The organism is Nocardia abscessus NBRC 100374 (assembly GCF_000308455.1).
GTDB lineage: Bacteria > Actinomycetota > Actinomycetes > Mycobacteriales > Mycobacteriaceae > Nocardia > Nocardia abscessus.
In genome coordinates this window covers 38859-60138 of sequence record NZ_BAFP01000040.1, presented here as the reverse complement: position 1 = coordinate 60138, position 21280 = coordinate 38859, and the positions used below count along the sequence as shown (strand labels likewise).

At 69.1% G+C, this 21280-nt stretch carries 20 protein-coding genes; 9 read left to right on the top strand and 11 right to left on the bottom strand.

All coding sequences use genetic code 11. From position 1 onward, the window contains the following. Window positions 1-164: 164 nt before the first annotated feature. The 5 genes from ON19_RS08400 to ON19_RS44635 all read right to left on the bottom strand — a co-directional run bounded on the left by ON19_RS08400 (window position 165) and on the right by ON19_RS44635 (window position 4224). Entirely contained in the window at window positions 165-1160 is a 996-nt protein-coding gene (locus ON19_RS08400) for a sulfate/molybdate ABC transporter ATP-binding protein (RefSeq protein ID WP_043688723.1), read from the bottom strand. Further along, window positions 1157-1963: a sulfate ABC transporter permease subunit CysW gene (cysW, locus tag ON19_RS08395; protein ID WP_043688722.1), complete on the bottom strand. Its 807-nt coding sequence runs from the start codon at window positions 1961-1963 to the stop codon at window positions 1157-1159. The genes ON19_RS08400 and cysW overlap by 4 nt, the downstream gene beginning before the upstream one ends. Then, a complete protein-coding gene (gene cysT, locus ON19_RS08390) occupies window positions 1960-2853 on the bottom strand; it encodes a sulfate ABC transporter permease subunit CysT (protein ID WP_372478622.1) in 894 nt (297 codons plus the stop codon). Before cysT ends, cysW begins: the two co-directional genes overlap by 4 nt. A 36-nt stretch (window positions 2854-2889) precedes the next feature. Continuing rightward, complete coding sequence (locus ON19_RS08385; protein WP_043688721.1) at window positions 2890-3927, bottom strand: sulfate ABC transporter substrate-binding protein; 1038 nt, start codon at window positions 3925-3927, stop codon at window positions 2890-2892. A 207-nt stretch (window positions 3928-4134) separates the two neighbouring features. Then, a complete protein-coding gene (locus ON19_RS44635) occupies window positions 4135-4224 on the bottom strand; it encodes an Ms4533A family Cys-rich leader peptide (RefSeq protein ID WP_312038717.1) in 90 nt (29 codons plus the stop codon). Window positions 4225-4619: 395 nt separating this feature from the next. On the opposite strand from ON19_RS44635, the gene ON19_RS44945 reads away from it, so the two are divergent. Beyond that, window positions 4620-4802: a hypothetical protein gene (locus tag ON19_RS44945; RefSeq protein ID WP_043688720.1), complete on the top strand. Its 183-nt coding sequence runs from the start codon at window positions 4620-4622 to the stop codon at window positions 4800-4802. Between the two features lie 80 nt (window positions 4803-4882). On the opposite strand, the gene ON19_RS08375 is transcribed toward ON19_RS44945, so the two are convergent. After that, on the bottom strand, window positions 4883-5161 hold the full coding sequence (locus ON19_RS08375) for a hypothetical protein (protein ID WP_043688719.1): 279 nt from the start codon (window positions 5159-5161) through the stop codon (window positions 4883-4885). A gap of 111 nt (window positions 5162-5272) precedes the next feature. Between ON19_RS08375 and ON19_RS08370 the strand changes: the two genes are divergently transcribed. After that, window positions 5273-7273, top strand: a complete 2001-nt coding sequence (locus tag ON19_RS08370; RefSeq protein ID WP_043688718.1) for a glycoside hydrolase family 15 protein — start codon at window positions 5273-5275, stop codon at window positions 7271-7273. A 13-nt stretch (window positions 7274-7286) separates the two neighbouring features. Here ON19_RS08370 and ON19_RS08365 read toward each other — a convergent pair whose 3' ends face one another. Together ON19_RS08365 and ON19_RS08360 are read right to left on the bottom strand one after the other, a co-directional pair. Next, window positions 7287-9092 (bottom strand): dynamin family protein, encoded by a 1806-nt coding sequence (locus tag ON19_RS08365; RefSeq protein WP_043688717.1) that lies wholly within the window; start codon window positions 9090-9092, stop codon window positions 7287-7289. An 81-nt stretch (window positions 9093-9173) separates the two neighbouring features. Next, window positions 9174-11381, bottom strand: a complete 2208-nt coding sequence (locus tag ON19_RS08360; RefSeq protein WP_043688716.1) for a hypothetical protein — start codon at window positions 11379-11381, stop codon at window positions 9174-9176. A 487-nt stretch (window positions 11382-11868) separates the two neighbouring features. Here ON19_RS08360 and ON19_RS08355 point away from each other — a divergent pair, with 487 nt between their 5' ends. Together ON19_RS08355 and ON19_RS08350 are read left to right on the top strand one after the other, a co-directional pair. Continuing rightward, window positions 11869-12561 (top strand): response regulator transcription factor, encoded by a 693-nt coding sequence (locus tag ON19_RS08355; RefSeq protein ID WP_043688715.1) that lies wholly within the window; start codon window positions 11869-11871, stop codon window positions 12559-12561. Next, complete coding sequence (locus ON19_RS08350) at window positions 12558-13823, top strand: sensor histidine kinase (RefSeq protein ID WP_043688714.1); 1266 nt, start codon at window positions 12558-12560, stop codon at window positions 13821-13823. The genes ON19_RS08355 and ON19_RS08350 overlap by 4 nt, the downstream gene beginning before the upstream one ends. A gap of 4 nt (window positions 13824-13827) precedes the next feature. Here ON19_RS08350 and lepA read toward each other — a convergent pair whose 3' ends face one another. Beyond that, complete coding sequence (lepA, locus tag ON19_RS08345; RefSeq protein ID WP_086006610.1) at window positions 13828-15729, bottom strand: translation elongation factor 4; 1902 nt, start codon at window positions 15727-15729, stop codon at window positions 13828-13830. Between the two features lie 557 nt (window positions 15730-16286). Here lepA and ON19_RS08340 point away from each other — a divergent pair. Together ON19_RS08340 and ON19_RS08335 are read left to right on the top strand one after the other, a co-directional pair. Further along, window positions 16287-16841 (top strand): type II toxin-antitoxin system PemK/MazF family toxin, encoded by a 555-nt coding sequence (locus ON19_RS08340; protein ID WP_043688712.1) that lies wholly within the window; start codon window positions 16287-16289, stop codon window positions 16839-16841. Between the two features lie 8 nt (window positions 16842-16849). Next, complete coding sequence (locus ON19_RS08335; protein WP_043688711.1) at window positions 16850-17254, top strand: DUF5360 family protein; 405 nt, start codon at window positions 16850-16852, stop codon at window positions 17252-17254. Between the two features lie 56 nt (window positions 17255-17310). Here ON19_RS08335 and ON19_RS08330 read toward each other — a convergent pair whose 3' ends face one another. Next, complete coding sequence (locus tag ON19_RS08330) at window positions 17311-18099, bottom strand: aquaporin (protein WP_043688710.1); 789 nt, start codon at window positions 18097-18099, stop codon at window positions 17311-17313. 293 nt (window positions 18100-18392) lie between these two features. Here ON19_RS08330 and rpsT point away from each other — a divergent pair, with 293 nt between their 5' ends. Together rpsT and ON19_RS08320 are read left to right on the top strand one after the other, a co-directional pair. Continuing rightward, entirely contained in the window at window positions 18393-18653 is a 261-nt protein-coding gene (rpsT, locus tag ON19_RS08325; RefSeq protein WP_043688709.1) for a 30S ribosomal protein S20, read from the top strand. Window positions 18654-18808: 155 nt separating this feature from the next. Then, window positions 18809-19054 (top strand): hypothetical protein, encoded by a 246-nt coding sequence (locus tag ON19_RS08320; RefSeq protein WP_043688708.1) that lies wholly within the window; start codon window positions 18809-18811, stop codon window positions 19052-19054. A 6-nt stretch (window positions 19055-19060) separates the two neighbouring features. On the opposite strand, the gene ON19_RS08315 is transcribed toward ON19_RS08320, so the two are convergent. Continuing rightward, window positions 19061-19975: a helix-turn-helix transcriptional regulator gene (locus ON19_RS08315; protein ID WP_306307036.1), complete on the bottom strand. Its 915-nt coding sequence runs from the start codon at window positions 19973-19975 to the stop codon at window positions 19061-19063. Between the two features lie 124 nt (window positions 19976-20099). On the opposite strand from ON19_RS08315, the gene ON19_RS08310 reads away from it, so the two are divergent. Next, window positions 20100-21170, top strand: a complete 1071-nt coding sequence (locus ON19_RS08310) for an aldo/keto reductase (RefSeq protein ID WP_043688842.1) — start codon at window positions 20100-20102, stop codon at window positions 21168-21170. Window positions 21171-21280 lie beyond the last annotated feature (110 nt).

The window sequence follows — 21280 nt, the reverse complement described above, 5'->3', positions numbered from 1 at the left end:
AGCGCCGCTACGGCAGACCTATCGCCCGCCCCTCTCCCTCCCTGCGGACAACCGCCACGCAGCCCGAGGAAAGAATGCCCCGCACCGAAATGTCCGAGTTCTCAGCTACTTTTCAGCGCCACATCGTGTTCCGGGTCGGTGGATGCGCCCGGCTCCCGGAACCGTCAGTGTGTGGGCAGTTCCGGAATCCGGGTGGCACGGACGTAGACCGTCTCCCCGTCCGAAAGCCGCAGTGCTTCCGCGTCGCCACGAGTCACCTGCGCGGCGAACAGATCGCCGGTCGCGGCGTTGCGCAACTCCACGCGCACCTCGAAACCGAGATGGACGACGCGCTCGACCGTCGCCCTGGTGACCCCCGCGGACTCCGCGGTGCCCTCGTGCTCTGCGCGCGCCATGCCGGGGTCACGGCCGACGCGAATGTCGTGCGGCCGCACCAGATGTCCGTTCAGCCGGGCCACCGCGCCGAGGAACGACATGACGAACTCGTTGGCGGGCCGGTCGTACACGTCCTCCGGGGTGCCGATCTGCTCGATGCGGCCCTTGTTCATCACCGCGATCCGGTCGGCGACGTCGAGCGCTTCCTCCTGGTCGTGGGTGACCAGCACGGTGGTCACGTGGACCTCCTCGTGCAGGCGGCGCAGCCAGGTGCGCAGGTCGGCGCGAACCTTCGCGTCCAGCGCGCCGAACGGTTCGTCCAGCAGCAGCACCTGCGGATCGACGGCGAGCGCGCGGGCCAGCGCCATACGCTGGCGCTGGCCGCCCGAGAGTTGCGCCGGGTAGCGGTGCTGGAAGCCGTCGAGTCCCACGATGCCGAGCAATTCGTCGACCCGCTTGTTGATCTCGTTCTTCGGGCGCTTGCGGATCTTCAGGCCGAAGGCCACGTTGTCGCGCACGGTCATGTGCTTGAACGCCGCATAGTGCTGGAACACGAAACCGATGTCGCGCTTCTGCGGCGGCACCCGGGTGACATCGCGGCCCGCGATGGTCACCACGCCGGAGTCCAGCGACTCCAGCCCGGCGATCGAACGTAGCAGCGTCGACTTGCCCGAGCCCGAGGGGCCGAGCAACGCGGTGAGCTCCCCGGAGGGAATGTCGATGGTGACGTCATCGAGGGCCGCGAACGTGCCGTAGTTCTTGTTCGCGTTGATCACGGTAATCACTTTGCGCCCCGCTTACGTTCGAGGAGAGTCATCAGCAGAAGGGTGACGAGGGCGATGCCCATCAGCAAGGTCGCGGCGGAGTAGGCGCCGAAGGTGTTGTGGTCGTTGATGTAGCGGCCGTGCACGAGCAGCGTCAGCGTCTGCGACTTGCCGGGCAGCGCCGAGGACACCATGATCACGGCGCCGAACTCGCCGAGCGCGCGGGCCACGGTGAGCACCACGCCGTAGGTCAGGCCCCACCGGATCGCGGGAAGCGTGATCCGCCAGAACGTCTGCCACTTGGACGCGCCCAGAGTGGCCGCGGCCTGCTCCTGGTCGTCGCCGATCTCGTGCAGCACCGGCTCGACCTCACGCACCACGAACGGCAGCGTGACGAAGATGGTGGCGATCACCATGCCGGGCAGGTTGAAGATGACTTTGAAGCCCAAGTCCTCCAAGCCGCCGAACCACCCGCCCACGCCCCAGAGCAGGATCAGCGAGACGCCGACCACCACCGGCGAGACCGCGAACGGCAGGTCGACGATGCCCTGGACCAGGGTGCGCCCCGGGAACTTTCCGCGGACCAGAGCGAGCGCCGTCACGATGCCGAAGATCACGTTCACCGGTACGACGATCGCCACGATCAGGATGGACAGCTGGAACGCCGAGATCGCCGCGGGCGTGGTGATCGAGTCGACGAACGCGCCGACGCCTCGCTCGAAGGTGCGCCACAGGATGACGACCAGCGGCAGGACCAGCAGTATGAACAGGTAGCCGAGCGCCACCGTCCGCAACGAGATGCGGGTCGACGGAGACAGATTCATCGAGCCGCCTGTTCCTTGCGCGCGCTGCGTTCGGCGAGCAGCCGCAGCACCAGCAGCGTCGCGAACGAGATGGCCAGCAGCGCGACCGACACGGCCGCCGCGTTCACCGGCCGGTCGATCTCGATCTGCTTCTGGATGTACTGGGAGGCCATCTCGGTCTTGCGCGGAATCGCGCCGCCGATCAGCACCACCGAACCGTATTCGCCGATCGCGCGGGCGAAGGCCAGGCCGCCGCCGCTGATGATCGCGGGCGTCAGCGCGGGGAGCACGATCCGGCGGAAGGTGGTCCAGTTGTTCGCGCCCAGCGACAGCGCCGCCTGCTCGACCTCGCGATCGGCCTCGATCAGCACCGGCTGCACCGAACGCACCACGAACGGCAACGTGACGAACGCCAGCGCCACCACCAGGCCCGGCTGGGTCGCGTTGAGGTGGATGTCGATCGGGCTCTGCGGCCCGTACAGCGAGAGCAGCACGATGCTGGCCACGATCGTCGGCAGCGCGAACGGCAGGTCGATCAGCGCGTTGACGATGCTTTTGCCGGGGAACTCGTCGCGGACCAGCACCCAGGCGATCAGCGTGCCCATCACCACGTTGATCACCGCCACCACCACCGAGACCAGCACGGTGATGCGCAGCGAGTCCAGTGCGGCGGGCGCGGTGACGGCGTCGACGAAGCCGGACCAGCCGTCCTCGAAGCTCGTCACGGTCAGCGCCGCCAGCGGCAGCAACACGATGATGCTCAGCCACAGCACCGCGGTGGCGATGCCCAGCGGGCCGACCGAGCCGGTCACGCGCAGCCATGACCAGTTCCAGCGGCGGCCCTGGCGCGCGGCGTCGGAGACGCCGGGACCGTCCGCCTGCGCGGTCCCGGCGCTACTGCTGTTCGTCACAGTCGTCCAGTATCCGGTGTAACGGGGGTCACCCGGTCACTTGGTCGCGTTGTCATAGATCACCGCTACCGAGCCGGTGTTCGGGGTGAACAGCTCCTTGTCCACCGTCTTCCAGCCGCCGAGGTCGGCGATCGTCCACAGCTTCTGCGGGGTCGGGAAGTCGTTGGCGTAGTCGGCGGCGACCTTCGGGTCCACCGGGCGGAAGCCCGCGTCGGCCCAGGCCTTCTGGCCTTCGGGGGTGAACAGGAAGTCGCGGAAGGCGACGGCCTTCTGCTGGTTCTTGCTGTTCTTCAGCACCGCGAACGGGTTCTCGATCTTGAACGTGACCGGCGGGACGATGTGCTCGATCGGATCGCCGTTGCGCTCGGCGAAGATCGCCTCGTTCTCGTAGCTCAGCAGGACGTCACCGGTGCCCTGCAGGAAGGTCTCGGTCGCCTCGCGGCCGGACTTCGGCTGCACCTTCACGTGCTCGTTGGAGACCAGCTTGCTCAAGTAGTCCAGGCCCGCCTGCGGGTTCTTGCCGCCGTCGCTCTTGGCCGCGTACGGCGCGAGCAGGTTCCACTTGGCCGAACCGGAGCTGAACGGGTTCGGGGTGACCACCTCGATGCCCGGCTTCAGCAGGTCGTCCCAGTCCTTGATGCCCTTGGGGTTGCCCTTGCGCACGACGATCGCGACCACCGAGCCGAACGGGATCCCCTTGGTGGCGTCGGCGTTCCAGCTCGCGTCCACCAGGCCGGCGTCCACGAGGCGGGTGACGTCCGGCTCGACCGAGAAGTTCACGACGTCGGCCTCGGCGCCGTCCTTCACCTTGCGGGACTGGTCACCCGAGGCGCCGTAGGACTGCTGGATCTGGACGCCCTTGCCCTGCTCGGTCTTGTTGAACTCGGGGATCACCTTGTCGAAGCCGGGCTTCGGCACGGCGTAGGCGTAGAGGTTGAGGGTGCCGCCGCTGCCGTCGGAATTGTCTCCCCCGACCGTGTCGCTGGCTCCGCCGCCGCACGCGGTCAGCGCGACCGCCGCGAGGGCAACGGCGCTGTAGCGTCGGCGCGGCGAGAGCCAAGATTTGCGAGCCATCGGGGTGGACCCTTTCTTGCGGACCGCCAGTTGTCCGGTAATACATCGGTGGCGGCGACCATCTGTTTGGTTCAGCAGACCTGCCGGTCGAGTGATACGGCAGCGGCGCGACTATCGGCCCCAACGGGCCGCCGGGAAGGGAGAGCACATCTGCGAGAAGCGCGCCAGTCTACTGGGAAACGAGACGCGGACGTGCTCTGTTACCGATCAGCGACAGTAGATGTCCGCGACTGCGAGGTCACCGACAGCAATCAACGCCAATTCATGGCGGACCTGCGGGACGGCGCTCGAAGACACGGGCAGACTTTAGCAGAGCGGACGACGGAGTTCGAATCGAAGAGTCGCAGGAAGAGCGGGGTTCCATCCCACGACCAGTAGTCCGGACCGCATACGCGCCGAGTTCCCCGCCATCAGTACCCGCGCCTGGGAGCATCCCGCCGACCGCACCGCTCTGGTTACCTTGCGGTCACTGGCGGGGTTCGACGTGGTGCTGCGCACCGGCTGCTCTATCTGGCCACCGCGGTCCGGGTGGACGAGCAGCAGTTCCGCACGCTGCACCAGCTGCGCCAGGACTGTGTGCGGATCCGCGCGGCCGAGCTGCGCCGCTGGATCCAGAGCGGCGAGTACGACCGCGTGCTGGGGTCGACTACCCGCGGCGTGACCAGGATCGCGCCACCAGGATCACCGACGAGATGCAAGCGGCAGCCCGCACCTACCGCGCGAACTTCGACCGGTCGGAGGACCCGCTCATCCGGACCGTGCGCACGCTGGGCCGGGATGTCGGAGCGGCGGCGAGCACCGTCGCACACGAGGTCGGCCACACTGTCGCGAAGCTCGGCAAGCGGTTCGGCGACTGGCGGACCGGCGCGAGCTGACCTTCAGCGGGTGATCAACCAGGCGACGACGATGAGCACGAGCAGGGCGACGAGGGCGAGCTGAACCCGCGAACGAGGCATCAGTGCGCCCCGCTCTGCACCGGGGTGCGGGCCGCGGCGACCTGCTCGGGCTCGAGCACCGCCGGCGCGCCGACCGGGACGGGCCGCGCCGGCGCCGGATCGGCGCCGTATCTGCGGTCCACCATGCGCAACACGGCACGCAGCACGCGATCGAGCCCGTAGGCGATGGCGAAGCTGATCGGGACCATGCCCACGAGGACGACGAGGAACTGCGGGATGAACGGCAGTCCCGCCACCCACAGCTCGAAGCCGTCCCACCATCCTGCGATGCGATGCACGGTTCCAGCCTAGTGGGTCCGGCGGCCGGTTCCACGGGGCCATCGGCCGCGGCGGCCGACGCGAAGTGCCGAGCGGTGGACGCCGGGCGCGCATCGGCCCGAAGATGGGGTATGGCGTCCTCCGATGACCTCACCCTGAACGACTCCGACGGCCTGCCGACGAGCTTGTCCGAGCCGACGAGCCTGTCCGCACCGCACCGTCACGGCGCCTACCCGCCGATCGACGACTACGCATTCCTGTCCGACTGCGAGACCAACTGCCTGGTCGCCAGCAACGGCGCGGTGGAGTGGATGTGTGTGCCGCGGCCGGATTCGCCGAGCGTCTTCGGAGCCGTCCTGGACCGGAGCGCGGGGCACTTCCGGGTCGGACCGTACGGCGTCAACGTGCCCGCCGCCCGCCGCTACCTGCCCGGCGGGATGATCCTGGAGACCACCTGGCAGACCGGCACCGGCTGGCTGATCGTGCGCGACGCGCTGGTGCTCGGGCGCTGGCACAACAACGATCAGCGCAGCAGGACCCACCGCCGCACCCCGATGGACTGGGATGCCGAGCACCTGCTGCTGCGCACGGTGAAATGCGTGAACGGCACCGTGGAGCTCGAGGTGAGCTGTGAGCCCGCGTTCGACTTCCACCGCGCCACCGCCCGCTGGGAGTACACCGGCAAGGTGTACGAGGAGGCGACCGCCGTGCGCAGCGACGATCCGAGCGCCGGCCCGACGCTGGTGCTCACCACGGATCTGCGCCTCGGCCTGGAGGGCCGGGAGGCCCGCGCCCGCACCAGGATGACGGAGGGCGACGAGGTCTTCGTCGCGCTCACCTGGTCGGAGCTGCCCGCGCCGCGCACCTTCGAGGAGGCCGCGAACAAGATGTGGCAGACCACCGAATGCTGGCGCCAATGGATCACGCTCGGCAAGTTCCCCGATCACCCGTGGCGCAACTACCTGCAGCGCAGCGCGCTCACCCTCAAGGGCCTCACCTACGCGCCGACCGGCGCGCTGATGGCGGCCGCGACCAGCTCCCTGCCGGAAACCCCTGGCGGGGAACGCAACTGGGACTACCGCTACACCTGGGTGCGGGATTCCAGTTTCGCGCTGTGGGGCCTGTACACACTCGGCCTGGACCGGGAGGCCGACGACTTCTTCGCGTTCCTCAACGACGCGACCACCGGCGAGAACGGTGACCCGGTTCCGCTGCAGGTGCTCTACGGCATCGGCGGTGAACGGCAGCTCGACGAACTCAGCCTCGACCACCTCAGCGGCTACGACCACTCCCGGCCGGTGCGCATCGGCAACAACGCCTACAACCAGGCCCAGCACGACATCTGGGGCACCATGCTCGACGCGGTGTACCTGCACGTGAAGTCGCGTCAGCAGGTGCCGGAGACGCTGTGGCCGCTGCTGGTCCGCCAAGTGCACGCCGCCATCGAGCACTGGCAGGAGCCCGACCGGGGCATCTGGGAGGTGCGCGGCGAGCCGCAGCACTTCACCTCATCCAAGGTGATGTGCTGGGTGGCGCTGGACCGCGGCGCGAAACTCGCCGAGCTGCACGGCCAGTACGAGCACGCCGGAGAGTGGTACGCGATCGCGGAGGAGATCAAGGCCGACGTCCTGGCCAACGGCGTCAACTCCGAAGGCGTCTTCACCCAGGTCTACGGCGGCGACACCCTGGACGCCTCCCTGCTGCTGGTGGTGCTCACCCGCTTCCTGCCGCCCGAGGACAACCGCGTGCGCGCCACCGTGCTCGCCATCGCCGACCGGCTCACCGAGAACGGCCTGGTGCTGCGGTACCGGACCGAGACCACCGACGACGGTTTGAGCGGCGAGGAAGGCGCGTTCACCATCTGCTCGTTCTGGCTGGTCTCCGCGCTGGTCGAGATCGGTGAGATCCAGCGCGCCCGGCACCTGTGCGAACGGCTGCTCGGCTTCGCGAGCCCGCTGCGGTTGTACGCCGAGGAGATCGATCCGCGCAGCGGCCGCCACCTGGGCAACTTCCCCCAGGCGTTCACCCACCTCGCGCTGATCAACGCCGTCACCCACGTGATCCGCGCCGAGGATTCCCGGCACGCGGGCCGGTTCCAGCCCGCGCACACCCCGCAGGGCCATCCGGTCTGACCGGGCGATCGGCCTACGCGGGGACCAGCCCGTCGGCCTCGTCGCGCAGCACCCGCAGTTTGCCCAGCCGCGCCTCGAGGTCGGCGATCCGCTCCGGCCCGCGGTCGCCGTACTTCCCGTAGTTCTCCTCGGCCAACCGCAGCGCGTCGTCCGCGCCGCGCGAGACCTCGGTCGCGATGTCGGTGAAGTGGTCGCGCAGTACCCGCTGCATGGCGCGCAAGCGGTTGCGCGACTCCTTGCCGACCTGGAATATCACGTCGTCCATCAGGCGGGCGACCGCCACCTTGGCCTCGGCGCGGCGGCGCAGCTTGCGGTTCTTGCGGTCGTCCCACAGCGCGTTGACGCCCAGCAGCACGCCCGCGCCCGCCGAATACCAGTTCACCAGCGACATGCCCAGCAGGCTGGTGGCCAGACCGACCATCAGGATGCCGCCGTAGGAGCCGCGCAGACCGGTGAGGAACTGCTGGGTCACCCCTGCCTTCGCGCTCTCCAACGGCTCCAGCGGCTGCACCGCTTCGAGCACCTCACCGGGATTGCTCAGGCGCAGGTCCGGGAGCGGCGCGGTCCGGTTGTCGGCCGGGAACTTCGCGGCCACCTGCTCGGACAGCTCCATCGAGCGGTAGTGCGCCACGGCGAAGTTCTCCTCGACCGCCTCGCAGATGCGCGCGTCCAGATCGGCGCCGAATTCCTTCCACCGGCGCGCCGGATCGGTCTGGGCGATCTCTGCCTCGGCGTCGCGGATCAGGCTGCGCAGCCGGTGGCGCAGGTCGTGCTCGATGTCGGCCATCAGTTCCGTCGCGCCGTCGACCAGGGTGACCTGCCAGTTCGCGGTGCGCTGGCGCAGCTGGTCGGCCTCGTCGCGGGCGCGCACGAGCTGGTCGGTGATCTCGGCCCTGCGCCGCGGATCGCGCAGCGCCTCGGCCTCGGTGCGCAGCGTGAGCGCCAGGTGGTCGCAGACCAGGCGGATGTCCTGGACGGCGGCTTCCTGCGCCACCGCGTCGGCGCGGGCGACCACGTAGTCGCGCAGGTGATCGATCAGCTGCGGCACGCCGGACTCGATGTCGCGCTGGTAATCGCCGGTCATCCCGGCCTGCCGGTGCAATTCCGCGGACACCGGCGCCACCGCGAAACCGAGCCCCGCCGTGTCGAGCAGTTCCCGATTGCGCTGCTGGGTGTGCGACCAGTGCGGATACACATCGATCTTGTTCAGCACACAGACCACCGTCGGACAGATCTGCTGGATGCGCTGCAACTCGGCGATCTGCTCCATGGTCAGCTCGGCACTCGCGTCACCGACGTAGAGCACGGCGTCGGCCGCGGCGATCATCGACCAGGTGGTCCGATTGTCACCCAGCCCACCGGGGGCGTCCATGACCACGACACCGTCGGCGAGCAGCGAACTCGGCTGGGTGAACTCGGCGCGGACGACTCCCTGGGTGGCCAGCGCCGGACCGGGATCGAGCGGGTCGACCGACTGGCGCTCGGTGCGGCCGAATTCGGTCTGCCGCACCAGCGTCGCGGTCGGCTCTGGGCCGTACTCGACGATCACCGGGACGCTCAGATCGCTGTTCGTCGCACTGACCGAGGCACCGACCAAGCTGTTGACCAGCGTGCTCATGCCGTTCTTCGGATGGCCGACGACCACGAGTCGCACCCGGGGATCGCTCACCCTGGCGCGGACCATGCTCAGTCGGCTGCCGAGGTCGTCGCGTCCCGCGGATCGGGCCGTCTCCCGCAGCTCGTCGAGTATTCGGATGAGCGGGGCCATCGCGTCCGGATGTTTCACCGTCGCAGCCTTCAGCCCGGCAGCGGCAGACAACCCTCCTCCTTACTCTCGGTGACTCTTGTTCTGGTACCCCCTGCGGACGCTCCGCAGTCCTCGCCGACTCCTGTAGCCCTGCTACATCAGCGAGATGTCCGACACACCGGACGCCTGGTAGTGCGTATCCGCTATGGCCGAGTCCGGCAGCAACCCACTGGAGAGACCGCCGTAGGACACCAGCGTCAGTGCGGAGTGGTCGTAGGTGTGCTCGGCGACCACCGAGGTGTCGGCCGCCAGCGGCGCCGAGATCCCCTGCGGCTTCGGGTCGATCACTTGCGGCTTGATCGGCGCCTGGGTGGGCACGGGAGCGACCGGGGTCGGCGCCATCGGAGTGTGCGGCTCGACGGTGGGCGCGTGCGCCGGGGCGCTGTAGGTCGGCTGGTCCGGCGCGGAGTACGTCGGCTGCGACGGCCTGCTCACGGTCGGCACGTCGTCGGTCGGCAGGTCGTGCGTCGGGACGTCGGCGGTCGGGTAGGTGTCGTTGGTCGGGTAGGTGCTGTTCGAAGTGCCGCCGGTGCTGGGACGGCCGGTGACGCCACCCGGGGTCGTCACGTCGTCGTCCGGGGTGGTCGAGCCGTGGGTGGGCGCCGGGGGCTTGGTGACCGTCGCGCCCGGGGTCTTGGTGGTCGGCACGTCCGGCGCGGTGGTGACGCCTCCGTGCGGCAGCGTGGTGGCGCCCGGGAGCTTCGTGACGTCGAGATCCGGCGTCTTCGGCACGGAGGGGATGGTCACGTCGCCCGGAACGCTCGGCGTCGGCGTGGTCTTCACGATCGTCGTCGGCGCGGTCCCCGTCGGCGTGGACGGCTGGGTGGGGTGGGACGGCTGCGGGTCGGTCACCGGCGCGGGCTTCACCACGGGCGTCGGCCGTACCGCGTCGAACAGCGCGGGGACGGCCGCCGCCGGAGCGGTCAGCACGGACGCGCCCTCCGGCGCGGCGAGCACGTTCGCGATCGGGGTCGAGGCGGCATCGGGCTGGATCGTGGTCTGCAACGGGGTGGCCGCGACGACCGGAGCGGCCGCGACCGCCGCGGGTGCGGCGGCGGGAGCCGGGGCGGCGGGGGCCACCGACGCGGCCGGCGCGACCGCGGCAGCAGGGGCGGGCGCGACCGGCGCCGAGGCGGCCAGCGGCTGCGCGACGCCGGACACCGCCTGCGGCTGCGCGACTCCCGCCGACGAGGACTGCGCCACGCCGGACGCCTGCGTCCCGGACGTGCCCGGTGACGTGAGCCCGCCGAGCAGACCGGAATGGCCGGGCCCCGCCGCGTGCGGCTCGGTGCCCGCGCGCTCGGTGCCGTCCGGCACGTGGATGCCGTCGGCCAGCCAGTCGGTGTACTGGTCGAGCTGGTCGCCGACGTCCCCGGCCGCGGCGTCGACCTTCATCTCGGAGGTGAAGTAGATCCCGTTCGGGCCGATCCCGAAGTCGACCGACCACTGGGTGCCGACGAACATCCCGAGATCGCCGTCCTGGCCGACGCCGTCGAACGGGTCGCCCGCCGTGGGCGCCGCACCGAGTCCACTGTTACCGGGCAGGTCGAAGACGGTGGAGCCGGGCGCGACGAAGCCGTTCGCCCCGGGCAGGCCGAAGCCGTGCCCGGCTTGGCCGAGCCCGTGACCCGGCAGGCCGAACCCGTGGCCGCCGGGCGCGTCGAACTCGTTCGAGGACTCGGACCGGGTACCGGGCAGCGATAAACCGCTGGAGACGTTGCCGTCGGTCCCCGGAATGGTCAGTCCGGTCCCGGAACCGCCGTCCGTGCCGGGGATGCCGCCCAGTCCGGGGACACCGCCTCCGGAGTGTCCGGGCAGCTGCATCCCGTGGGCGCCCGCGTCGCCACCGGGCAAGGTCGGCAGCGGGAACCCGGCGTCGGTGCCGCTGTAGTCCTCGCCGAACGGGGGCAGCGATCCGGCGGGCCCGACACGGGTGCCCGGAATGGTGAACTCGGGCGCGGGGAGGGAGCCGGGCGCCGGGCTGCCATGCGCCACCGGGACATTCGAGCCGTGCGAAGCGAACGGCGCGGGTTCGACGACCGGGTCCGGGAAGGTGACGACCGGGCTCGGCTGATCGGGATCGGGATCGGTGCTGTGCGCCCAGCCGGTTTGCCGGCTGTCGAGGCGGGACTCGCCGGGCTGCGCGGGAACGCCGCCGCCGTTGGCGGCCACCAGGGCACCGCCGGTGACATAGGCGCCCGCCCGCGCGACCCGCGCGACGCCGGTGGCCACACGGTAGGCGGTATCGCCTGCGCGCTCGGCCCCTTCGGTGTCCTCGTCGAAGGGCAGATCACGCGTCATAAAGGCTCCACTCTCGGTTCTCCAGCATCCTCACCACGCCGGTCCGACCAAGTGAAGATCACCCAACAGTATTTCGGGAATACTCGCCTGTCACATTCTCCAGGACTGTAGAGAATACGACTGTGGTGAGCAACACAACCCTGCCATCCGAATTACCGGATCGGAAGCCCTATTTCCGGTGGCCTTCCCGAACGCGCGCCGTCTGGAATACGCGCCACTACCAGGCCGGATCGAAAACGTCGTGACCGCGACGACGGGCGGCGGCGAACGCGCCGGAGAAAACTAATAAAACTCTAAGAGTTGCCAGAGGAGTGCTGAAGATCCGCGCCCTACTGTCGAATTCGGCGAACCACCCGTTCGGCAGCATCGACGCGCAGGAGACCACCGTGGGCGCATCAACCGCCAGGAATGTCGGCGCAGGACGCACCGGCCCTGCCCGAGTCCACCGCACGCCTTCCGTCCCAGACTGTGGGATTAGATTGACACCATGGCCGGACAACGAATCCTGGTCGTGGACGACGAGGTTCGCCTCCTCACGTCGCTGCGGCGCGGACTGGAGCTCTCCGATTTCGAGGTCGTCACCGCGGCCGACGGCGCGGCGGCGCTGAGCATGGTCCGCGCCGCCACGCCCGACGCGATGGTGCTCGACGTCAACCTGCCCGAACTCGACGGCGTCGGCGTGGTCACCGCGCTGCGCGCGATGGGCAACGACATCCCGATCTGCGTGCTCAGCGCGCGCACCGCGGTCAGCGACCGGATCGCCTGCCTGGAGCGCGGCGCCGACGACTACCTGACCAAGCCGTTCGATCTCGGCGAACTGGTCGCGCGGCTGAACGCGCTGCTGCGGCGCAGCCAGAAGCCGGTGCGGCGGCCGGAGGGGGCGCGCACGGTCGGGCAGGTGCGCATCGACCCGGCCGGGCACCGGGTGCTGGCCGCGGGCAAACCGGTGGAGCTGACGAAGCGCGAATTCGAGGTGCTCGCCCTGCTCGCCGAGCACACCGGGATCGTGCTCGGCCGCGAGCAGATCCTGTCCGCCGTCTGGGGATACGACTTCCCCACCGACACCAATGTCGTCGACGTGTTCGTCTCCTATCTGCGGCGCAAGCTGGAGGCGGACGGCGCGCCCCGGGTGATCCACACCGTGCGCGGCGTCGGCTTCGTACTCCGGGAGGAACCATGAGCGGGTCACCGTCGTTGCGTACCCGGGTGGCAGTGGTGTCGGGGGTGGTCGCGGCGCTCGTCGCGCTCACCCTGACGGTCACCTTCGCGGCCCTGCTCGGGGCCACCGGCGAACGCCAGTTGGACGAGACCGTCTCCTCGATGGCGGTGCGCGTCGCACCGCCCCTGAAAGCCGTTCCCGGGCAACCGGTTCCACCGTCCGCAGCCACCTTGTCCCCCGAGCAGGCCCCCGCGGACGCGGCGGACGCGCGGCTTCCCGGTGTACCGGGCGACGCGGCGATCGCCCCGGTCGACGGGCTGCCCGGCGTGCTGGTCGCGCTCGATCCCGACCGCGACGTCGTGGCGGCGGCCATCCATCGCAGCCAGCGCATCGGCCTCGGCATCGGCGTCGCGGGCGCGCTGCTGGCCGCGCTGCTCGGCTGGTACCTGGCCGGGTTCGCCGCACGCCCGCTGCGCAGGCTGGCCAACGCCACGCACAGCATCGACACGTTGGAGCAATTGCCGCCGCTGTCCGGCCGCGGCGCGCGGGAAGCCGAGGAACTCTCCGACGCGATCACCCGCATGCTGGCCCGGCTGGAGGCCGCCCACCGCGCCACCAACCGCGCGCTGACCGGCGCTCGCGACTTCGCCGCTGTCTGCGCGCACGAGCTGCGCACGCCGCTGACCGCCCTGCGCACCGATCTACAGGTGCTGGCCACCAAGGAGATTCCGGCGCAGCAGCGCGGCGCGATCCTGGCCGAGGTGCTCTTCGCCGAGCAGCAGATCGAGAACACGCTCACCGATCTGGAACGCCTGGCGGTCGGCGAACTCACCGGTCCGGACGTCTTTGAGCCGTTCGATCTCTGCGACACCCTGGACCGGGCGGTGCACGACGCGCGCCGCAGGCACCCTGGGGTCCGGGTGGAACTCGCCGAATGCGCCCCCGTCACCGTGACCGGTCTGCCCGGCGGCGTGATGCTCATCGTCACGAATGCCGTCGCCAACGCCGTGCAGCACGGTCATGCCGAAACCGTGGTCGTCAGCGCCCGATCCGGCCCGCAGGACTGCGTGGAAATCGTCATCGACGACGACGGCCGCGGCATCCCCGAGGCGCTGCGCGGGGACGCCTTCGACCGCTTCGTGAAAGGGCCCGGCTCCCCCGGTTCCGGTCTCGGCCTGGCCTTGGTCCGCCAGCAGGCCGAATTGCATTCCGGCACGGCCGAACTCGACGAAAGCCCGCTCGGGGGCGCCCGCCTGCGCGTGCGACTGCGCGCGACGGGCTAGCCGCCTACTTCTTTTCCTTCGGCTTGTCCGAAGCGGCGTCGGAGGACAGCGCCGCGACGAAGGCTTCCTGCGGGACGTCGACGCGGCCGATCGTCTTCATCCGCTTCTTGCCTTCCTTCTGCTTCTCCAGCAGCTTGCGCTTGCGGCTGATGTCACCGCCGTAGCACTTGGCCAGCACGTCCTTGCGGATGGCGCGGATGTTCTCGCGCGCGATGATCTTCGAGCCGATCGCCGCCTGGATCGGCACCTCGAACTGCTGGCGCGGGATCAGCTCGCGCAGCTTGGTGGTCATCTTGTGGCCGTAGGCCTGCGCGGCGTCGCGGTGCACGATCGCGCTGAACGCGTCCACCGCCTCACCCTGCAACAGGATGTCCACCTTCACCAGCTGCGACTCCTGCTCGCCCGACTCCTCGTAGTCCAGGCTCGCGTAGCCGCGGGTGCGCGACTTCAGCGAGTCGAAGAAGTCGAAGATGATCTCCGCCATCGGCATCGTGTACCGCAGCTCGACGCGGGTCTCGGACAGGTAGTCCATGCCGCCGAGCTCGCCGCGGCGGGACTGGCACAGCTCCATGATCGAGCCGATGAACTCGCTCGGCGAGATGATGGTGCACTTCACCACCGGCTCGTAGACGTTGCGCACCTTGCCTTCCGGCCAGTACGAGGGGTTGGTGACCACGTGCTCGGCGCCGTCCTCCATCTCCACCCGGTACACCACGTTCGGCGCGGTCGAGATCAGGTCGAGGTCGAACTCGCGCTGCAGGCGCTCGCGCGTGATCTCCATGTGCAGCAGGCCCAGGAAGCCGCAGCGGAAGCCGAACCCGAGCGCCACCGAGGTCTCCGGCGTGTAGGTCAGGGCGGCGTCGTTGAGTTGCAATTTCTCCAGCGCGTCGCGCAGGTCCGGGTAGTCGGAGCCGTCCACCGGGTACAGGCCGGAGTACACCATCGGACGGGGCTCGCGATATCCGGTGAGCGGTTCGGACGCGCCGCCGCGAGCACTGGTCACGGTGTCGCCGACCTTGGACTGGCGCACGTCCTTCACGCCGGTGATCAGATAGCCGACCTCGCCGACGCCGAGACCCTGGGTCGGCTTGGGCTCCGGCGAGACGATGCCGATCTCCAGCAGCTCGTGGGTCGCGCCGGTGGACATCATCTTGATCTTCTCGCGCGGGGTCAGCTTGCCGTCCACCACGCGGACGTAGGTGACCACGCCGCGGTAGGTGTCGTAGACCGAGTCGAAGATCATCGCGCGGGCGGGCGCGTCGGCGTCCCCGACCGGCGGCGGCACCTGGGCGATCACCTGGTCGAGCAGCTCGGTCACGCCCTCGCCGGTCTTGCCGGAGACGCGCAGCACGTCCGACGGCTCGCAGCCGACGATGTGCGCCAGTTCGGCGGCGTAGCGCTCCGGGTCCGCGGCGGGCAGGTCGATCTTGTTCAGCACCGGGATGACCGTCAGATCCTTGTCCAGCGCCAGGTACAGGTTGGCCAGCGTCTGCGCCTCGATGCCCTGCGCGGCGTCGACCAGGAGGATCGCGCCCTCACACGCCTCCAGCGCGCGGGACACCTCGTAGGTGAAGTCCACGTGGCCGGGCGTATCGATGAGGTGCAGTACGAAATCGGTGCCCTCGTGCTCCCCCGTTCGCGGCTTCCAGGGCAGCCGCACGTTCTGGGCCTTGATGGTGATGCCGCGTTCGCGCTCGATATCCATCCGGTCCAGATACTGCGCACGCATCTGCCGCTCCTCGACCACACCGGTCAGTTGCAGCATCCGGTCGGCCAGCGTCGACTTGCCGTGGTCGATGTGCGCGATGATGCAGAAGTTCCGGATCCGGGCGGGATCGGTGAACGTGGTGTCGGCGAAGCTGGCGGGCACTCCACTCCTCATGGGTATCGGCAAACTGCCCTCCATCGTCCCATGATGCTGTGTTGGTTTTTGCAGCGCCTGCGGCGCTGCGTGTTCGCGGCCCCGAGAAGTCGCGAACGGTGCTCGTAAGACTCGCATCCGGCGGGCCGAGAGGGTGGTCGGGCGGCGGGCTTGTCGTTTACCGGCCGGCGTGGCGCGAGTCGGGCGGGAGACGACGTCCAGGCACGACCGCAGAGGTGGGCCGCGATAGTCGTTGCGCAACGCCTGACACATGGCGGGCGATCGACGTCCGCGTGCTTACTGCCGACTCGAAGAGGGGACCGACAGCGAACGGCACTCCGGCATGCTCACGACGAGGCACTCGCCGCGGGCAACACCGTCGAAGACGCCACCGCCCCTGCCGGGCGCACCGAGTTGTTCTCTGCGGCTATCTTCGCCTCGGCATCAACGCACTGTTCATCTTCCAGATGGGATTTGTCTGGGTGGGTACAGGATGGGCGCGTGCGTCCGACCTCACGGCCTGCTCGGATCGTGAATGCGCCCGGCGACACAAGGGATCACGGGCAGGTGAGAAGCGGCGGGAGCGCCGTTATTCTCCAGGGATGGCCCGAAGTTGGAACTCCCTCGGCAAGCAGATCGGTCTCATCGCCAAGCAGCAGGGTCCCAAGATCGTCAAGCAGCAGGGCCCGAGGCTGGTCGACCGGCTGGTGGGGTCGCTGGCTCAGCGGCGCGCGCCCGGCGCGGTCTCGGTGCGGCCCGCCGCGTCGATTCCGGTCCCCACCGCCGAGCGGGCGCGGCAGATCGTCTACTCGCCGCAACTGGACGGCCGCGCCGACCCCGGTGAGATCGTCTGGACCTGGGTGCCGTTCGAAGAGGACCCGGGCAACGGCAAGGACCGCCCCGTGCTGGTGGTCGGGCGCGACCGCCGCACGCTGCTGGGCCTGATGCTGTCGTCGAATCCGGAACGCGCTTACGACCGCAATTGGATCGGCATCGGCAGTGGCGCGTGGGATCACGACGGCCGCCCGAGCTGGGTGCGGCTGGACCGGGTGCTCGACGTGCCGGAAGCGGGGATCCGCCGGGAGGGCGCGATCTTGGCCCGCAAGACGTTCGACCTGGTCGCCCACCGGCTCTGCGCCGAATACTCCTGGCACTGACGTCCGCCATGGCACGCGTACTCGGACCGACCAAGATCGCCATGCTGATCACCGACATCGGCTTCCTGCTCTATTGGACGATCGCGTTCGCCCAGGTGATCCCGCCCGAGTGGGCGTACAAGGACTACACCGATCCGATCCTCAGCGACTGGAACTACTCGTTCGTGGTGTTGGACCTGGCCGCGAGCGTCACGGGATTGGCCAGCCTGTGCCGCACACCCGGCTGGCGCACGCTGATGACGGTCTCGCTGACGCTGACCAGCGTGGCCGGATTGCAGGCCATCGCGTTCTGGACGCTGCGCGGCGATTTCAGCCTGCTGTGGTGGGTGCCCAACCTATTTCTGCTGCTGTTCCCCATCCCGGCGCTGGTGACCCTGGTATGCACCGGGCCGCAGGAGCGTACGGCGAGCTGACCGGGCACAGCGTTCCGCCCCGGCCATACGACCGGGCCGGAACGACGCACTGCGCGTCAGGAGATCATTTCCCGGGAACGGCCGTACAGCAGGCCGTACAGCAACGCGCCGAGCGCGCCGCCGATCAGCGGGAACACAATGAACGCCCAGACCTGCCCCATCGCCCCGTCCTGGTAGGGCGCCACGGCGAGACTGCGGGCGGGGTTGACCGAGGTGTTGTCCACCGGAATCGACACCAGGTGGATCACCGCCAGCGTCACGCCGATGGACAGACCGGCCAGCGGCACGTCGGAGATCTGGTCGGTCGAGGACAGCACCACGAAGACCAGCAGCGCGGTCAGCATCACCTCGACGATGATCATCGCGGCCATCCCGAACCCGTTCTGCACGACCACCTCGCCGAGCGGCCCCCGGATCGCCGCCGGGCTGTGCTTGCCCCACCCGTTCGCGCCGAGCCCGTCGACCGACCGGTCGTACGACGGCAAGTTCTTGGCCAGCGCGAACAGGACCAGACCAGCCAGCAGCCCGCCGATCAATTGCGCGATCACGTAGCCCGCCGCGGACACGGCACTGAGTCGGCCGAGGAGCAGATGCCCGACGGTCACCGCCGGGTTGACGTGGCAGCCCGAGATCGGGCCGATCGAGTAGACGAGGAACAACAGCGACAGACCGAAGCCGAGCGCGACGCCCAGCGGACCGACCTTCTCCCCCGCCAGCACCGCGGTGCCGACGCCACCGATCACCAGGACGAAGGTCCCGAGCGCCTCGGCGCCCCATTTCTTGCTCTCGGGAATCGGTTTGTTCTCGACAGCCTCTTCGACAACTTCCTGGGCCGTAGGAGACATCTGTCCACCTTCCGCGTTCCAGACATGTGCTCGGACGAGTCGTGGTACCGCTTCGACAACAGAGCCGCTCGACAGCAACGGTTGCTGGACAGGACGCTACGCGAGTCGGGTGCTCGCTACAACGACTTCGAGGTGGGTCGCGCCGCCGCCGGTCGGGTGTCGATTTCGTGCGCCGGACCGTGGCTGGTACCCTCGATCTTCGGCGCTGCGTTACCCGTTCACTCCGGGTGTGTCGCGCGCTCGACAAACTTTTCCCAGGGCAGACCAACCAGACAGGAACACGAGGAACCGGCGTGGCCAACATCAAGTCCCAGCTCAAGCGGATCCGCACCAACGAGGAAGCGCGCAAGCGCAACCAGTCGGTCAAGTCCGCTCTGCGCACCGCGATCCGCAGCTTCCGCGAGGCCGCGGCCACCGGCGACAAGGACGCCGCCGCCGAGCGCCTGCAGTTCGCCAGCCGCAAGCTGGACAAGGCCGCCTCGAAGGGCGTCATCCACGCCAACCAGGCCGCCAACAAGAAGTCGGCTCTGTCGCTGGCCTTCAACAAGCTCTGATCCACCCGGTACCGCACGTCGGTACCGCCCCGCTGTGACGCAACCGCCGTGGCCTCGATGACCACGGCGGTTTTTGTCGTGCCCGGCGCGCCTTCCCCACGGGGATTCGGGATTCGACCCGCGCCGTGTCAGAGGTTCCAGCTACCATTCGGCGCATGGTAACCGTGTATGCCAATCAGACGGTCGTTCGCGCCGAGGATCTGCCGGATGTGATCCGCGCGGCCGAGGTGCTCGGATTCGGACTGAAGATCGAGAATGTGCTGGTTCCCGACGACGACGGCGGTTACTCGTTGGAGTGGATCGTCACGCGGGACGAGGACGTGCCCCCCTACGAGGAGTGGGAAGGCCGCTACGAGGACGCCGACGACGACGGGGAACTGGTGCTGAGTTCCGCGGAATAGCCCAGGTCACGGCGCATCCAGACCGGCGACGAGCCGGTCGAGCGCCGCCTGGGAATCCGCGTCCGCGGCGCGATAGATGATGATCCGCTGGTCGGGGTCCTGCACGGGCATCAGCACCTCGTAGCTGACGACCAGCGGACCCACCACCGGGTGCCGCAACGGTTTGTTCCCCCGCCCCTGTACTCGCACGTCGTGGCGGGCCCAGGCCTGCTGGAACTCGGCGCTGTACGCGGTGAACTCGGCGATCAGGTCGGCCAGCGCCCGGTCGTCCGGGTGCGCGGCCCACGCTGCGCGCAGATCCGCGATGCCCTCCCGGATGATGCGCTCACGCTCGACGTAGAAATCCCGCATGCCCGGGTCCAGCAGGCACAACCACATGGAGTTGCGCTGCCGCTCCGGCAGGGCGCCGAAGTCGGTGATCAACGCCGCCATCTCCCGATTCCAGGCCAGGATGTCGTAGCGGTGATTCACCAGCATCGCCGGTAGCGGCGACAGATCGCACACCAGCATCGCCAGCGCGGCCGCGGGCACCGTGCTCGGCTTGCCGTTGTCCGGCTGCCGCTGACGCGCCAGATCGAACAGATAGGCGCGCTCGTCGTCGTTCAGGCGCAACGCCCGCGACAGCGCGTGCAACACCTCCACCGAGGGCCGCAGCCCCCGGCCCTGCTCCAGCCGCACGATGTAATCGGTGCTCACGCCCGCCAGCTCGGCGACCTCTTCCCGCCGCAGCCCCGGTGTCCGGCGCGTCTGCCTGCGTTGCGGCAATCCGAGATCCTCCGGCGTCAGCCGCTCCCGGCGGGCCCTCAGGAACGCGCCCATCTCCTGCACTCGATCCGCGCCGCTCCCGGGCCCTGCGTGGTCACGCGGGCCGCCGCCGGGCCTGAGCTCGCGGCGCTGGGTCGAATTCACCGTGCCAGTCATCACCGTCGATCCTACGGCTGCCTAGGACTGGCTTTCCCAGGAAGAAGCTTCCCTTACTGGGGCTCGTGCGCCGCTGAAGACTGTGTATCGACAACACGGCATCGCGAAACACAAGGAGCTGGACATGTCCGGAGCCCGCACCCTCGACACCTATCGGCTGCTCGGCCGCTCGGGCCTTCGGGTTTCTCCACTGTCTTTGGGAACCATGACCTTCGGCGCCGATTGGGGCTGGGGCGCGGACCGGGACGAAGCCCGCAAGATCTTCGACACCTACGTCGAGCGGGGTGGCAACTTCATCGATACGGCCAATCAGTACACCAACGGCACGTCCGAGCAAATGCTCGGCGAATTCACTGCGGACACCCGTGAAAGCCTGGTGCTGGCCACCAAATACACCATGCTGCGCCGCCCCGGCGACCCGAATTCCGGTGGCAACCACCGCAAGAGCATGATCGGCTCGGTCGAGGCCAGCTTGCGCAGGCTGAACACCGACTACATCGACCTGCTCTACCTGCACGCCTGGGATTTCCTGACCCCCGTCGAGGAAATCCTGCGCGGAATGGACGATTTGGTGCGCTCGGGCAAGGTGCTCTACCTCGGCATCTCCGACGCCCCGGCCTGGCAGGTCGCCCGCATGCAGACCATCGCCGACCTGCGCGGCTGGTCACCGCTGATCGCGCTGCAGATCGAGTACAGCCTGATCGAGCGGACCGTCGAACGCGATCTCATTCCGATGGCGCGCGAACTGGGTCTCGGCGTGATCCCGTGGTCTCCGCTGGCCAGCGGTGTGCTCACCGGCAAGTACGGCCCCGCCGATCTCGCCCACGAGGCGGAAGGCTCGCCGGAGGGCAGCCGCAAGAACGTAGCCGCCGCGAACGGCTCGCTCACCGAACGCGGTCTCGCCATCGCCGAGGTGGTCAAGCAGGTCGCCACCGAAATCGGCCGGACCCCATCGCAAGTCGCGCTGGCCTGGACGCTGCGTGACCCCGCGGTCACCTCGCCGATCATCGGCGCGCGCACCGCGGCACAGCTGGAGGACAACCTCGGCGCACTGGACGTGGAGTTCGACGCGGACCAGCTCGCCCGGCTCGAGCAGGCCAGCGCCGTGGATCTCGGCTTCCCGCACGAGTTCCTGACCCGACCGATGACCCAGAGCGTCACCTTCGGTGACCTGAAGATCGAAGGGCGCGTCTGATCGTCGGCTCCGTGCGGCGGTGCGAGTCGATCTCGTATCGCCGCACGGCGCTGCCCGAGGTGTGCGCCGTTGGTGCCGAGTAGCCCCCCGGTTCGAACGTCGTGACGAGA